The sequence below is a fragment of the Vibrio sp. 10N.261.51.F11 genome, assembly GCF_041471665.1.
Classification (GTDB): domain Bacteria; phylum Pseudomonadota; class Gammaproteobacteria; order Enterobacterales; family Vibrionaceae; genus Vibrio; species Vibrio crassostreae_C.
Window position 1 is genome coordinate 78,803 of record NZ_JBFROW010000061.1, and the last position, 14,216, is coordinate 93,018.

At 44.6% G+C, this 14,216-nt stretch carries 12 protein-coding genes and 1 tRNA gene; 2 read left to right on the forward strand and 11 right to left on the reverse strand.

Annotated features, from left to right (window positions below; all coding sequences use genetic code 11):
• Position 1: 1 nt before the first annotated feature.
• From rsfS to leuS, 4 genes are all read right to left on the reverse strand, one after another.
• Positions 2-319, reverse strand: a complete 318-nt coding sequence (gene rsfS, locus AB4351_RS18090) for a ribosome silencing factor (protein WP_004735247.1) — start codon at positions 317-319, stop codon at positions 2-4.
• Between the two features lie 66 nt (positions 320-385).
• Entirely contained in the window at positions 386-1,411 is a 1,026-nt protein-coding gene (gene holA, locus AB4351_RS18095; protein WP_017068505.1) for a DNA polymerase III subunit delta, read from the reverse strand.
• 12 nt (positions 1,412-1,423) lie between these two features.
• Entirely contained in the window at positions 1,424-2,062 is a 639-nt protein-coding gene (gene lptE / locus AB4351_RS18100) for an LPS assembly lipoprotein LptE (RefSeq protein ID WP_017068504.1), read from the reverse strand.
• A 179-nt stretch (positions 2,063-2,241) separates the two neighbouring features.
• Positions 2,242-4,818 (reverse strand): leucine--tRNA ligase, encoded by a 2,577-nt coding sequence (gene leuS, locus AB4351_RS18105; RefSeq protein WP_137002402.1) that lies wholly within the window; start codon positions 4,816-4,818, stop codon positions 2,242-2,244.
• Positions 4,819-5,081: 263 nt separating this feature from the next.
• Here leuS and AB4351_RS18110 point away from each other — a divergent pair, with 263 nt between their 5' ends.
• Positions 5,082-5,552 carry a zinc ribbon-containing protein gene (locus tag AB4351_RS18110; RefSeq protein ID WP_017062329.1) on the forward strand — a complete coding sequence of 157 codons (471 nt, stop codon included), beginning with the start codon at positions 5,082-5,084 and terminating at the stop codon, positions 5,550-5,552.
• A 90-nt stretch (positions 5,553-5,642) separates the two neighbouring features.
• Here the strand turns inward: AB4351_RS18110 and lnt are convergent, their stop codons facing one another.
• The 5 genes from lnt to miaB all read right to left on the reverse strand — a co-directional run bounded on the left by lnt (position 5,643) and on the right by miaB (position 11,375).
• Positions 5,643-7,160 (reverse strand): apolipoprotein N-acyltransferase, encoded by a 1,518-nt coding sequence (gene lnt, locus AB4351_RS18115; protein WP_065584440.1) that lies wholly within the window; start codon positions 7,158-7,160, stop codon positions 5,643-5,645.
• 32 nt (positions 7,161-7,192) lie between these two features.
• Positions 7,193-8,083, reverse strand: a complete 891-nt coding sequence (corC, locus tag AB4351_RS18120) for a CNNM family magnesium/cobalt transport protein CorC (RefSeq protein WP_012603382.1) — start codon at positions 8,081-8,083, stop codon at positions 7,193-7,195.
• A 120-nt stretch (positions 8,084-8,203) separates the two neighbouring features.
• On the reverse strand, positions 8,204-8,665 hold the full coding sequence (gene ybeY / locus AB4351_RS18125; protein ID WP_012603383.1) for an rRNA maturation RNase YbeY: 462 nt from the start codon (positions 8,663-8,665) through the stop codon (positions 8,204-8,206).
• Positions 8,666-9,787, reverse strand: coding sequence for a PhoH family protein (locus tag AB4351_RS18130; RefSeq protein WP_372126784.1), 1,122 nt, complete (start codon positions 9,785-9,787; stop codon positions 8,666-8,668).
• Between the two features lie 163 nt (positions 9,788-9,950).
• Entirely contained in the window at positions 9,951-11,375 is a 1,425-nt protein-coding gene (miaB, locus tag AB4351_RS18135) for a tRNA (N6-isopentenyl adenosine(37)-C2)-methylthiotransferase MiaB (protein WP_065584439.1), read from the reverse strand.
• A gap of 308 nt (positions 11,376-11,683) precedes the next feature.
• Between miaB and AB4351_RS18140 the strand changes: the two genes are divergently transcribed.
• Positions 11,684-12,859, forward strand: coding sequence for a 2-octaprenyl-3-methyl-6-methoxy-1,4-benzoquinol hydroxylase (locus tag AB4351_RS18140; RefSeq protein WP_017064167.1), 1,176 nt, complete (start codon positions 11,684-11,686; stop codon positions 12,857-12,859).
• A 68-nt stretch (positions 12,860-12,927) separates the two neighbouring features.
• Here AB4351_RS18140 and AB4351_RS18145 read toward each other — a convergent pair whose 3' ends face one another.
• Both AB4351_RS18145 and AB4351_RS18150 read right to left on the reverse strand, forming a co-directional pair.
• Entirely contained in the window at positions 12,928-13,974 is a 1,047-nt protein-coding gene (locus tag AB4351_RS18145) for a lactonase family protein (RefSeq protein WP_372126785.1), read from the reverse strand.
• 157 nt (positions 13,975-14,131) lie between these two features.
• A tRNA-Leu gene (locus AB4351_RS18150) sits at positions 14,132-14,216 on the reverse strand.

The window sequence follows — 14,216 nt, forward strand, 5'->3', positions numbered from 1 at the left end:
CTTAGCCCCAAAGTTTTTCTAGTTGGTACAGCTCACGATGCTCTTCTTGCATAACGTGAAGCATGCTTGTGCCCATATCTAGAACAACCCATTCACCTTCTTGCTGACCGTCCATACCTAGAGGTTGCATACCCGCTTTACGCACTTCATCAGCAACATGCTGTGCAATAGAGGCAACATGGCGTTTAGAGGTGCCAGTACAAACAATCATGTAATCAGTAACGCTTGATTTGCCTTCTACATCGATAGTTACAATCGATTCTGCTTTCATGTCGTCGGCTTTGTCTGCAAGAAAATCTTTTAGTTCTTCACGTAACACTGGGTGTTCCTTTAATCTGAATTTAGCTTTGTTTAGGGCTTGTTGACCCTAGAATATAACACGCTTTTATGCGTGGAATGGTATTGAAGCTGAAGGGATACAAAACTCTACGCTTAACTGATGAATTAGTGGCCAAGGCGACTGCTCATATTGAGTTTTTGTCATCAATTCAGCTTGAGTGAGCAACGCGAACAAAGAGTGTAATTGAGAAATCGAAACTCTTGTTAGCGCGGCGTTATAAAGAGGCTTTTTAGATTGCCAGATACGGTGTTTTTCGAAGACCTGACCAATCGGCATCTGTTTCATTTGTTGCTGCATTTGTAATAGCAGAGCAAGCTCTCGTTGTATGCTACGTAATAAAATGACGGGTTCGACACCTTCAGCTTCTAGCTGACGCAGGATTCGTTGTGCTCGGTTACCTTTGCCTGCCAATAACGCATCACTCCAATGGAATGGAGTAAAATGGTTGTGTCGACTCAGCGATTCTTCTAAGCGTACTAACGTGAGTTTTCCATCTGGGTATTGGAGAGCCAGTTTTTCTAGGCTTTGGGTGAGAGCAAATAGATTACCCTCATGCCATTGCGCCAGCATTTGAATCGCTTCAGGGTCTGGCGTTAAACCGATTTGACGGCAACGCGCTTGGACAAACTGAGGTAACCGACTGACATCTGGCGTTAGGCAACTGACCCAGTGACCCTGATTCGAAAGAGCCTTAAACCACTTAGCGCTTTCTTGAGCTTTGGTGAGCTTAGTGCCCACCAAGATTAACAAGATATCACTGTGGATATGCTCGGAGATTGCGAGTAGCTCTTTCGCTATTGCGGCATTGACGCCTGACTCTGGCAGTTCAAGCTCGATGACCTGACGGCTAGAGAATAGGCTCAGTGCTTGAGTGCAGTCGTAGACTTGATTCCAGTCGAGACTGCTATCAATCGCAAAGCGGTGACGTTCTTCAAAGCCTTGCTGTTTTGCAGCCTTTTGAATCGCTTCTCGGCTCTCTTGCAACAGTAGCGGTTCGTTACCAAAAATTAGGTAAACATTACTCAACTGTTTAATAAGTTGCTCTGATAAGCGGTCAGCAAAAATACGCATCAAATAAACCTATTACTCAGCCGAATCGCTAAGTGTTGGTTGTTCTTCTGAAGCTGGTACGATCTCAACATTCTTGATGTTGTATTGCTTTTCGAGTTCTTTCACTTGAACGTGCTCTAGTGCATCTAGGTCCATGCTATCAGCTGCAATGTTCGCTTTTAGTCGAGCCATCTGACGAAGGATTTGGCTTGTTGCCAACTTACGCATCTCATCTTCGATCATGTCTCGTTCAACCGACTTCGCAAGTGCAGTTAGCGGGTTATCTAGGTAACTACGGGTTACGCTGGTTGAGAACGTCTTTGAGCCTAGATCCGGGACAGTTACGCGGTATGAAGCGCGGAATGTCAGTTCTTTCTCTGCTGCACGAGTGTTTTGGTATAGAGACAGAGTTCGCTCACCTACGCTCTCACTAATAATATGCAGGTTAGGTGTATTCTCAGCCGGTGGCACAATTTCTACATCATTCATACGCAGTTGACCTTTCATCATACGTGTAAACGTACTGTATTGGTCGTAACTGGTTACGGAGATCTTGTTGAGTTCTTCTGGTACGGAGTAATCACCACGTAGGTGGAAACCACACGCACTTAATAGGCTGACGGTTAAAACAACAACAGTAACTTTCAATGAAGATAGTGAAATCAGGCGCATTATTTGATGGCTCTCATGAAGGTAGAATACTTATTTAAAGGCTTTAGTTCGTTTGAGTGGTTAGGCTCAAGTCTAAAGCGCTTAAATAAGTAGACAGGGCAATTAGCTACCCTGTCTACAGACTGCTTTTGATGAATTAAGTTCGTTAATTCTTTAGCAATTGCATTGTGCTAACGAAATTAGTTAGCAACGATGTTTAGAAGCTTACCTGGTACGAAGATAACTTTACGGATAGTTAAGCCATCTAGGAACTTCTTAGCGTTCTCATCGTTTAGACCAAGCTCACGAACTTGCTCTTCTGTTGCATCAGCAGCAACGGTTAGTTTCGCACGTAGCTTACCGTTGATCATAACAACGATAGTTTTCTCGTCTTCAACTAGCGCTTTCTCATCGAAAGTTGGCCATGTTGCTGAGTCTACGTTTGATTCACCCAGTGCAATCCACATTTCGTAAGAGATGTGTGGCGTCATTGGGTAAAGCATGCGAACAACAGCTTTTAGCGCTTCATCAAGGATTGCACGATCTTGTACAGACTCTTGAGGTGCTTTCGCTAGCTTGTTCATCAATTCCATGATCGCAGCGATTGCTGTGTTGAACGTTTGGCGACGGCCGATATCGTCCGTTACTTTCGCGATAGTCTTGTGGATATCACGGCGAAGTGCTTTTTGGTCACCAGACAGAGCAGAAGCATCAACAGATTCAGCAGCGCCTTTAGAAGAGTGAGCGTGAACCAGTTTCCAAACACGCTTAAGGAAGCGGTTTGCGCCTTCAACGCCAGACTCTTGCCACTCAAGTGTCATGTCTGCAGGAGATGCAAACATCATGAATAGACGTACTGTGTCAGCACCGTACTTGTCTACCATCTCTTGTGGGTCGATACCGTTGTTTTTCGACTTAGACATCTTGATCATGCCTGAGTGTTCAACTTCGCGGCCTTGGTTGTCGACAGCTTTTTCGATACGGCCTTTACCGTCACGATCGATAGTCACGTCAGTAGGAGCAATCCACTCTTTGGTGCCTTTTTCATTCGTGTGGAAGAACGCGTCAGCTAGAACCATACCTTGACATAGTAGTTGCTTGAATGGTTCGTCAGACGTTACGTAACCTGCATCACGTAGCAATTTATGGAAGAAACGAGAGTACAATAGGTGCATACAAGCGTGCTCGATACCACCGATGTACTGGTCTACTGGTAGCCAGTAGTTTGCTTTCTCTGGGTCTAGAATATCGTCAGCTTGTGGTGAACAGTAACGAGCGTAGTACCAAGAAGACTCCATGAACGTATCGAATGTATCTGTCTCACGTAGAGCAGGTTCGCCGTTGAATGTTGTTTCAGCCCAAGACTTGTCAGCCTTGATTGGGCTCGTTACGCCATCCATTACTACATCTTCAGGAAGAATGACTGGCAGTTGGTCTGCTGGTACTGGGTGAACTTCACCGTCTTCAGTGGTTACCATTGGGATTGGAGCGCCCCAGTAACGTTGACGAGATACACCCCAGTCACGTAGACGGAAGTTTACTGTCTTCTTACCTTTGCCTTCAGCTTCAAGCTTCGCAGCAATTGCATCGAATGCTTCTTGGAACGCAAGACCATCGAATTCACCAGAATCAAACAGTACACCTTTTTCAGTGTAAGCCGCTTCAGACACGTCTAGTTCAGAACCATCTTCAGGTTTGATTACTGGGATGATATCGATGCCGTACTTAGTTGCGAACTCGTAGTCACGTTGATCGTGAGCAGGAACCGCCATTACCGCACCTGTGCCGTAATCCATAAGTACGAAGTTTGCTACGTATACAGGAACAACACGACCGTTAAGAGGGTGGATAGCCGTTAGGCCAGTATCCATACCTTTCTTTTCCATCGTTGCGAGTTCAGCTTCAGCAACTTTAGTGTTACGACACTCTTCAACGAATGCAGCAAGCTCTGGGTTGTTCTTCGATGCTTTCTCTGCAAGAGGGTGACCTGCAGCGATACCAACGTAAGAAACACCCATTAGTGTATCTGGACGTGTTGTGTACACTTCTAATGGTGCTTCTTCGCCGTTAACAGCGAAAGATAGCTCAACACCTTCAGAGCGGCCGATCCAGTTGCGCTGCATGGTCTTAACCATTTCAGGCCAACCTTCAAGGTTGTCTAGATCGTCTAGTAGCTCTTGAGCGTACTCAGTGATTTTAATAAACCACTGTGGAATTTTCTTTTGCTCTACTGGAGTGTCACAACGCCAGCAACAACCGTCTTCTACTTGCTCATTTGCCAGTACTGTTTGGTCGTTTGGACACCAGTTCACTGAAGATGTCTTCTTGTAAACCAGGCCTTTTTCGTAAAGCTTAGTGAAGAACTCTTGTTCCCAACGGTAGTACTCTGGAGTACACGTTGCGAATTCACGGTTCCAGTCGTAACCAAAGCCTAGAAGCTTAAGCTGGTTCTTCATGTACTCAATGTTTTCGTAAGTCCATGGTGCAGGTGCTGTATTGTTTTTAACAGCGGCGTTTTCTGCAGGTAGGCCGAATGCATCCCAACCAATTGGCTGCATTACGTTTTTACCTTGTAGACGTTGGAAACGAGATACCACATCACCGATGGTGTAGTTACGCACGTGACCCATGTGCAGTCGGCCACTTGGGTAAGGGAACATAGAAAGACAGTAGAATTTTTCTTTGTTTGGGTCTTCACTTACAACGAAAGTCTCGCTGTTATCCCAGTGTTGTTGAACCTTTTGTTCAATCTCTTGCGGGTTATATTGTTCTTGCATCGATGGTATCCGGTTATCTTGGAATTTGTGAGTTCGGTTAGAACAGAATCTTACAGATCGTCATAGAATACCTAAAGGAGCTGAGTACAACAATAGTTATACCCTTCATACTTGCAGTTGCCGCTTAGTAGATTGTGTAATTTTCACTGAATTTCGCAGGGCAACTATACTTAAGAGTATGAATTGCATTTGTTTGTAAGCGGGAGTGCATTGCAGCGCATCCGTTTGCTCACTAAAAGGTTGGTTATCTTAAGGAGGTTGTTATGCCGAAGAAAAAAGCGCTCTATGAAGAAGTCGTCGAAGAGGTGATTGAAACGCTGAAGCATAGCCCTGAAGAGCTCAACAACAAAATCGAAACGTCGGGCAAGTTTGCGAAAGCAGCTAATGATATGACTAAAGATGAGCTTTCATTGATCTCTGCCTACGTGAAGTCGGACTTAAAAGAGTTTTCCGAAAGCTATGAAGAGAGTAAAAGCGGTCCATTCTATTTGATGATTGCGGACTCTATTTGGCAAGGGCTGTTGGATATTACTGATCGTACTAAGGTGGAATGGGTTGAACTGTTCCAAGACTTAGAACACCAAGGCTTGTATCAAGCGGGTGAAGTCATTGGCTTGGGAACCTTAGTATGTGACGAGTGTGGTCACCAAACCGAATATAACCACCCAACCAATATCATTCCATGCATTAAATGTGGTTCTAAAGGGTTTAGTCGTAAAGCCCTTAAACCGTAAGCTTCTGAACCATAGCGTATCAACGCAAAACCACAGCAATGAAAAAGGGTTGACCCGATCAGTTAACCCTCAAATCACTTTTCGTCGAATCTAGCTTTTTGGCTTTCTAATTACCCAACCAATCACCAAGCTGAGCATCGCCCAGATATACAGTGGCCAAGTACCTACTGTGTGATAAGGCGTTTGACCATCCGTTGAAATGAGTTCAGCTTTTAACACTGCCGTTTCAAACTGAGGCACTTGCTTGATTATATTGCCTTTGTAATCAGTAACTGCCGTCACACCGTTGTTGGTCGAGCGAATAACCGGCTTACCAAGCTCCAGAGCACGCATCTGTGCAATTTCCATATGTTGCAGAGGGCCAATCGAACGACCAAACCACGCATCGTTAGAGAGCGTTAAAATAAAGTCAGTCTCGTCGGTTACGTTCTGTCTAACTTGATCATTAAAGATGATCTCATAACACAGTGCCGGCGCTAAGTGACGACCATTTGCCACTATGTTTGGTTGAACAAAGTCGCCACGGCTAAATGATGACATTGGCAAGTTAAAGAAAGGTGCTAATGGACGCAAGATATCTTCAAACGGCACAAACTCACCAAATGGTAACAGGTGGTGTTTATGGTAGCGTTCGTCTGGATCGTAGCTGTACTCACCGTATGGATTCACACCGAGAGAAAGAACACTGTTGTAGTATTTCTTATCTTCAGACTGATTCAGCACACCGGTAATGATCGAACTGTTGTTCATCTTCGCTGCGCTATCCAAGTTACGTAGGAAAGATGGGATCTCAACTTCGAATGCTGGAATAGCCGCTTCAGGCCAGATGATGATATCCGCTCCCCAGTTTTCTCTGCTTAGGTCGGTGTACTTCATCATGGTTGGCCAGCGATGACTCGGTAGCCATTTACTGTCTTGATCGACGTTGCCTTGTATCAAGACGACTGACGTGGTTTTTTCAGGGTTCGGCGTGACCCAGTCGATGTTGCGAATACCAAAGCCTGCGCTAAATACGACAGCGGGAATGATAGCGATGCTCCAAGCCCGGTTAACAATCGCATAAGTGAATGCAGAGGCTGAAACAATGATCGCTAAAGTTACTAGCTCTACGCCGCCAATCGGTGCAAATGAACCCAATGGCGAATCGATTTGGCTGTAGCCTAACCAAAGCCAAGGGAAGCCCGTCATTACCCAGCCACGCAGCCAATCACAGACTAGCCAGAATGCAGGAGCTGCAAGGAAAAAGCGGCTTAGGTTATTGGCAGGGAAGAATTTATTCAAACCCCAGGTAAATAGCCCTGAATAAACGGCTAGGTAGCCAACAAGCAATGCCATCAAAAATAGGTTGGCTGCCAGTGGCATGCCGCCAAAACCATCAATGCTGACGTATACCCAGCTGATACCTGTGGTGAATTGACCTAAACCCCATGCGTAGCCAATCCAAAGCGCACTTTTAGGAGAGCGGTTGTGGATCAGTAACAGCAACAAAGCTGGGCTGAGAATAGCAAGAGGCCATATAGAGTATGGAGCGAATGAAAGGGTGGTTATAGCGCCAACAAAAACGGCCGCAAGCGGCCGTAATAGGCGATGAATAAAGGTATTAGTCATCTAATTTCTGTCATCTCTTTAGAGAGAAGTTGTTATTCTTCGATAGTCGGAAGAGGCTGTTCGTCAGGAATGGTTACCTGTAGCTGAATCACACGACGGTTATCTGCTGATGTTATTTTGAAATGGTAGTTTTCGATTTCTACAATTTCGCCACGAACCGGCAGGTGGCCGAGTGCTGTCATAACCATGCCGCCTACCGTATCCACTTCGTCGTCACTAAAGGCAGTGTTAAACGTATCGTTGAACTCTTCAATAGTGGTTAAAGCTTTTACAGAGAAGGTATGCTTACTCAGCTTACGAATATCTAGCTCTTCTTCATCGTCGAACTCGTCTTCAATTTCACCAACGATTTCTTCGAGGATATCTTCAATGGTTACCAGGCCAGAAACTCCACCAAACTCATCGACAACGATAGACATGTGGTAACGCTCTTCTTGGAACTCCTTAAGCAGGCGATCAACTCGCTTACTTTCAGGAACAACCACGACAGGGCGAATCACTTGTTCGATATCAAATGGAGCACTTTCTGAACCCAAATACTTAAGTAGGTCCTTCGCTAATAGAATGCCTTCAACATGGTCTTTATCTTCACTGATCACTGGGTAGCGAGAGTGTTGAGCATCAGTAATGAGCGCAATCAATGTATCTAGATCATCTGTGCGTTCAACTGTAACCATTTGAGAGCGAGGCAGCATGATATCGCGTACTCGCATCTCTGAAATTTCCATAACACCCTCGAGCATGTCGCGTGTGTCGTGGTCAATTAGGTCATTAATTTCTGAGTCGCGGATTACATCTACGAGCTCTTGGCGATCTTTTACTTCACCTTGAAATAGTTGGCCTAGGCGTTCAAAGAAGGACTTTCTACTCGGACCTTCAGATTTTTTACTTCCCTCAGAAGTGGGGGGGTTACCTTCGTTCATGATTTCTCAAAAAATAACGCTATCAGAAGTGTGATAGCACACGTTACAACTCAGATTCCTGTGAAAATCACAGGTTCGATGAGTTATTGTTTCTCTGCAACCTACTTTACTAGAATCAATTTACTTTTCTAGAATGTAAGGGTCTTCAAACCCCATAGATTGCATGATTTCTGTCTCGAGTGACTCCATCTCTTCAGCTTCATCATCTTCGATATGATCATAACCTAGCAGATGCAGACTGCCATGTACAACCATATGAGCCCAGTGTGCTAGCAGAGGCTTACTTTGCTCTTCTGCTTCTTTTTCGACAACTTGGCGGCAGATAATGAGGTCGCCCAGTAGATCTAACTCGATCCCTGGAGGAGCCTCGAATGGAAAAGACAACACGTTAGTTGGCTTATCTTTGCCACGATATTCATGATTGAGCTGGTGGCTTTCTTGTGTATCAACGATACGAACCGTCAACTCAGCGTTCTCTTGAAACTGAGGAATTGTCTTGTCCAACCAAAGCTGAATATCTTGCTCAGTTGGAAGACCTTGCTCATTTTCGACCGCTAATTGCAGGTCTAGTTCAATAGACATCTATTTATCACCTTGTTCTGCAATTACAGAGCTATTTTGTGTTGCTAATTGTGTCGTAACTACCTGCTGAGCCTCAAGAAGTTTGGCTTCACGCTCTTCACGTTTACGCTTTTCAAACTCTTTGCGCTCTTTCTGGTCTTTTGCTTCCCACTTCTCGTATGCGTTGACGATACGAGCAACTACAGGGTGACGAACGACGTCTTCAGACATGAAGAAGTTAAAGCTAATGTCGTCGACTTCATTGAGCACTTCAGTCGCATGGCGTAAGCCTGATTTTGCACCACGAGGTAAATCGATTTGCGTAATATCACCTGTGATCACAGCGCGTGAGTTAAAACCGATACGGGTTAAGAACATCTTCATCTGTTCTACCGTGGTGTTTTGGCTCTCATCAAGAATGATAAACGCATCATTCAATGTACGACCACGCATGTAAGCCAGTGGCGCAACTTCAATTACGTTACGTTCAATCAGCTTCTCAACTCGCTCAAAGCCAAGCATCTCAAACAGCGCATCGTAAAGTGGACGTAAATATGGGTCTACTTTTTGGCTTAAATCACCCGGTAGGAAACCAAGCTTCTCACCGGCTTCAACAGCAGGGCGCGTCAATAGAATGCGACGAATCTCTTGGCGTTCAAGTGCATCAACTGCTGCAGCAACGGCTAAGTAGGTTTTACCTGTACCTGCTGGCCCAATACCAAAGGTGATGTCATGAGTCACCATGTTCATTAGGTAATGTGCTTGGTTTGGCGTTCGAGGTTTGATGACGCCTTTTTTAGTCTTAATGGTCACTTCTTTGCCGTAGTCAATTTCAGACTCGACGTGTTGCTCCAAAATGCCTGACTCGGTGATCGCCAGATGTATTTGCTCTGGTTCGATATCGATTATGTTGCCTTTAACTGGAGCCGTTTCGACATAGAGGTGTTTGATGATGTCTAAAGCTGCGGCTGTAGTGTGAGGCTTACCAACAATGGTGAAAAAGTTGCTACGGTAATTAATCTCAACGCCCAGACGACGCTCAAGATGCTTGATGTTGTCGTCAAATGGTCCGCATAAACTTGCCAAGCGCTTGTTGTCTGCTGGTTCTAGATTTATCTCTAAGGTAACGATTTTATTGCTCAAATTAGCCTCTCATTTTGTGCCACTCACTCTTAAATAAAACAAAGAGCAAAAAGCCCGATTTAGACCGGGCTTCTGATGGTGATATCCCTATTTCTAAGATGGTCACTTAGTTAGGTAATTTCAAGCTTTGTGTTTGCGCTTTGTGCTCAAACAGTTGTATTGCCTATGGCGTAAATGTCGCTACACCTAGCTCGTCTTCACGTTTTGTTTTTTCCATCATTTCTGCTGGAGTCATAACAACGCGTAGACCCATGTCTTTTTCTGTGCGAACTAGCTCACCACGTAGTGAGTTGGTGTAAACCTCAGTGATCTTCACATCTACGAATTGACCGATTAGGTCTGCAGAACCTTCGAAGTTCACAACACGGCTGTTTTCTGTACGGCCGCGAAGTTCCATTAGGTTCTTTCTTGATGGGCCTTCAACAAGGATACGTTGCTCTGTGCCTAACATTAGACGAGAGAAACGCATAGCTTGTGTGTTTACCGTTTGCTGCAGTTCGTACAGACGATCTTTCTTCTCTTGTGCTGGTACATCACATGGGTAATCTGCCGCTGGCGTACCTGGACGTGGAGAGAAAACAAAGCTGAAGCTCATATCGAAATCAACGTCTTTAATTAGCTTCATTGTATCTTGGAAGTCTTGCTTAGACTCACCAGGGAAACCAACAATAAAGTCAGAGCTGATTTGAATGTCAGGGCGAGCTTTACGCAGTTTACGGATAATAGATTTGTACTCGATAGCCGTATGTGGGCGCTTCATCATCGTAAGAATACGGTCACTACCACTTTGTACTGGTAGGTGAAGGAAGCTCACTAGCTCTGGTGTGTCTTTGTAAACTTCAATGATGTCGTCACCAAACTCAAGCGGGTGGCTTGTTGTGAAACGAATACGGTCGATACCGTCGATAGAAGCAACAAGACGAAGCAGTTCTGCGAATGAACAGATATCGCCTTCGTGTGTTGGACCGCGGTATGCGTTTACGTTTTGACCTAGCAGGTTAACTTCACGTACGCCTTGCTCTGCAAGTTGAGCAACTTCGAAAAGTACATCATCCATTGGACGGCTAACTTCTTCGCCACGTGTGTATGGTACAACGCAGTAAGTACAGTATTTAGAACAACCTTCCATGATAGAAACGAACGCCGTCGCGCCTTCAGCTTTTGGCTCTGGCAGGTTATCGAACTTTTCGATCTCTGGGAAAGAGATATCCATTACTGGCTTTTCGTTAGACAGTGATGATTTAATCATCTCTGGCAAACGGTGTAATGTTTGTGGGCCAAAGATAACGTCTACGTAAGGTGCACGTTGACGAATGTGATCACCTTCTTGAGTCGCTACACAGCCACCCACACCGATCACCACACCTTCTTTTTTATCTTTAAGCGTTTTCCAACGACCAAGCTGGTGGAATACTTTTTCTTGCGCTTTTTCGCGGATAGAACAAGTATTCAATAGTAGTACGTCTGCTTCCTCAGGTACTTCAGTTAGCTCATAGCCATTTGCAGCGTTAAGCAGGTCGGCCATTTTTGATGAATCATATTCATTCATCTGACAGCCCCAAGTTTTAATTAGCAGTTTCTTACTCATTATATGTTCGCTCGATCGTTAGTTTAATTTAAGGGAGCAAATCGCCCATTATTCATCCGCTAGCCCCGTTTGTCATAATTCGGTATTCAATTTTATGACAGGCTCTAGCGGCAAGCGGCGTATTGTACTGGTTTCAAAACCGACTGACTAGTAGTCTGAACAAATCTCTTATGTAGTGGTTTTTATTATCGTTAACGCCATATGCCATAAGGGATAACCCTTTTTTCGAATAAGGTTTTTGGTTACAAGTTAGTTATGAAAAAGTACAATCAAAAACAGTCAAAGAATCAAACTGATAAGTACGAAATATGAACAGTTACGATATTGTAGTAGTCGGTGGCGGCATGGTTGGCGCAGCAACAGCAATCGGTTTTGCAAAGCAAGGTCTGAGTGTTGCGGTGATCGAAGGTTTTGCCCCACAAGCTTTTGATGAATCGCAAGCGATGGACATTCGTGTGTCAGCGATTTCTCAAGCATCGGTCGATTTGCTTGAAGATCTTGGTGCATGGCAAAGTATTGCAGCAATGCGAGTGTGTTCTTATAAACGTTTAGAGACGTGGGAGCACCCAGAGTGTCGTACTCGATTTGATGCTGCCTCACTAGACCTTCCTCGTTTGGGCTATATCGTTGAGAACAGACTCATTCAATTAGGTTTATGGTCTCAATTTGATGCCTACGACAATCTCGAACTGTTATGCCCAGAAAAGCTCGATGTGATTGAGTTTGGTGAAATCAATATCGTAAAGCTTCAATCAGGGGCTGAGTTGTCTGCGAAGTGGGTGGTTGGTGCTGATGGTGCGAATTCAGCCGTTCGCCAACAAGCTGGAATTGGCATCACGGCTTGGGATTATCGACAACACTGTATGCTTATCAATGTAGAAACAGAACAACCTCAGCAAGATATTACTTGGCAGCAATTTCTACCAAGTGGCCCTCGTTCATTTTTGCCTTTGTGTTCTCTAACCTCTGACGGTCAAGAAGTCGGGCTGGGCTCGTTAGTTTGGTATGATTCTCCACTGCGTATTAAGCAACTGTCAGCAATGGCCCCTGAAAAACTACGTAACGAAGTACTTACTCACTTTCCTAAAGAGTTAGGTGATATCAAAGTCTTGAATTCGGGTTCTTTTCCTCTGACACGACGTCATGCTCAATCATACTCGAAGAATAACTGTATTTTGGTCGGAGACTCTGCGCATACCATCAACCCTTTGGCTGGGCAGGGTGTTAACTTAGGCTTCAAAGATGTATCAGTACTGCTGGATGTCACCAAAGAAAAGGGTGAATTGAACCAGTCTGTAGCAAGACGCTATGAAGTGATAAGAAGAGGCGACAATCTAATGATGCAAAGTGGCATGGATTTCTTCTACAAGACATTCAGCAACGACATTGGCCCACTGAAATTTGTACGTAATGCTGCTCTAAAACTAGCTGAAAATTCAGGCCCGATTAAAGCTCAAGTATTGAAATACGCTTTGGGTCTCTAATTGAGCGTTTAAGACTGCTTATGAAAAGAAGGAGAGCGAATGCTCTCCTTTTTTGTATCAGATGACTACTATCGCTGTTGCGTCACACAAACCGGTGCATCGATCTCTAAAGAGTACCCTGTATAAACCAAAGACCCATCTTCATTATCTCGCTTGAACGAGGTGATGTTGTTGGAGTGCTGGTTGGCGGCGATAAGCCATTTCCCATCGTTCGTTATATGGAAGTCTCTTGGGAATTTGCCTTCAGTGTCGTAGCTATCAATGAAAGTCAGCCTTTGAGTCTCAGAGTCGATTTTGAAGCTACTGATTCTTGATTGGTGTCGACATGACACATAAAGGAATTGCTCATCAGGCGATAGCTTAATCGCAGCTGCGGCTTCTCCCTTCTCCATATTAGGCAATGCATCAATCTCTTCCACTACATTCCAAATGCCTAAAACCTTTTCCAAAGTCAGCAACGTTTCAGAGAGTTCACAGACCACATAGGCTCTGTCTTCAGCTTTGTTAAAGATTAAATGGCGAGGTCCATTGCCGGCGGGCACCTTAATAGACTGCATTGGCTCATCAAGGAACTCTTCTTGCTCTTCGTCAAAACAATAGAAGTTGATTCGATCGGTGCCGAGATCGACAGTCACAAACTGTGGTGAGTTTTGTAAGAACAAACATTGATGGGCGTGTGGGCTAGTTTGTCTCTCTTTGTTCGGCCCTGAGCCAACCATCTTGATTGTTTTGAGTCGTTTATCGATGTTGCCATTGATACTTAAGCTAAAGATATCAAATGTACCTGACGAGTATTGGGAAGTGATAGCAAATTTATTGTGTGGATCTATCGCAACGTGGCAGGGGTGCTCTCCCGAGATTAGGCCTGTATTGGACGCGATTTGTGAATCAACATTAGGTATATGAATGAGTTTCGGCAGTTTCTCTTGCTCAACCTCAGATGCTGTATAGATTCCAGACTTTGTCGCGGTGACAAAAGAGGGGTTATGACATTCGGCAATAAGCTCTAGAGGTAATAGTTTTCCTGTTTCTAGATCTAACTGAGTTTGATAGACACCTTGGCTTTTACTTGGCGTATCCGTGTAGCAACCGATCGTTAATGGGAGGGTTTTCATAGGTAGTCATACTCAATTAGAAAGTGGAGCAGACATTGTCTTATAAAATCGTATTAAAAGTGAGGTTATAGAAGAGAATACTTGGTGACTTGGCTAGCAGAATTGCATATTCCAGATAAAACAAAACCCAGCTAAAAAGCTGGGTTCTATTTAATGATGGTGCGGTCGGAGAGACTTGAACTCTCACACCTCTCGGCGCCAGAACCTAAATCTGGTGCGTCTACCAATTCCGCCACGACCGC

Excerpts from the sequence above, each read along its gene's own strand:
- AB4351_RS18145 (WP_372126785.1), bottom strand. The coding sequence starts at position 13,974 with ATGAAAACCCTCCCATTAACGATCGGTTGCTACACGGATACGCCAAGT.
- ybeY (WP_012603383.1), bottom strand. The coding sequence starts at position 8,665 with ATGTCTATTGAACTAGACCTGCAATTAGCGGTCGAAAATGAGCAAGGT.
- AB4351_RS18140 (WP_017064167.1), top strand. The coding sequence starts at position 11,684 with ATGAACAGTTACGATATTGTAGTAGTCGGTGGCGGCATGGTTGGCGCA.
- lnt (WP_065584440.1), bottom strand. The coding sequence starts at position 7,160 with ATGACTAATACCTTTATTCATCGCCTATTACGGCCGCTTGCGGCCGTT.
- leuS (WP_137002402.1), bottom strand. The coding sequence starts at position 4,818 with ATGCAAGAACAATATAACCCGCAAGAGATTGAACAAAAGGTTCAACAA.
- miaB (WP_065584439.1), bottom strand. The coding sequence starts at position 11,375 with ATGAGTAAGAAACTGCTAATTAAAACTTGGGGCTGTCAGATGAATGAA.
- corC (WP_012603382.1), bottom strand. The coding sequence starts at position 8,083 with ATGAACGAAGGTAACCCCCCCACTTCTGAGGGAAGTAAAAAATCTGAA.
- holA (WP_017068505.1), bottom strand. The coding sequence starts at position 1,411 with ATGCGTATTTTTGCTGACCGCTTATCAGAGCAACTTATTAAACAGTTG.
- lptE (WP_017068504.1), bottom strand. The coding sequence starts at position 2,062 with ATGCGCCTGATTTCACTATCTTCATTGAAAGTTACTGTTGTTGTTTTA.
- AB4351_RS18110 (WP_017062329.1), top strand. The coding sequence starts at position 5,082 with ATGCCGAAGAAAAAAGCGCTCTATGAAGAAGTCGTCGAAGAGGTGATT.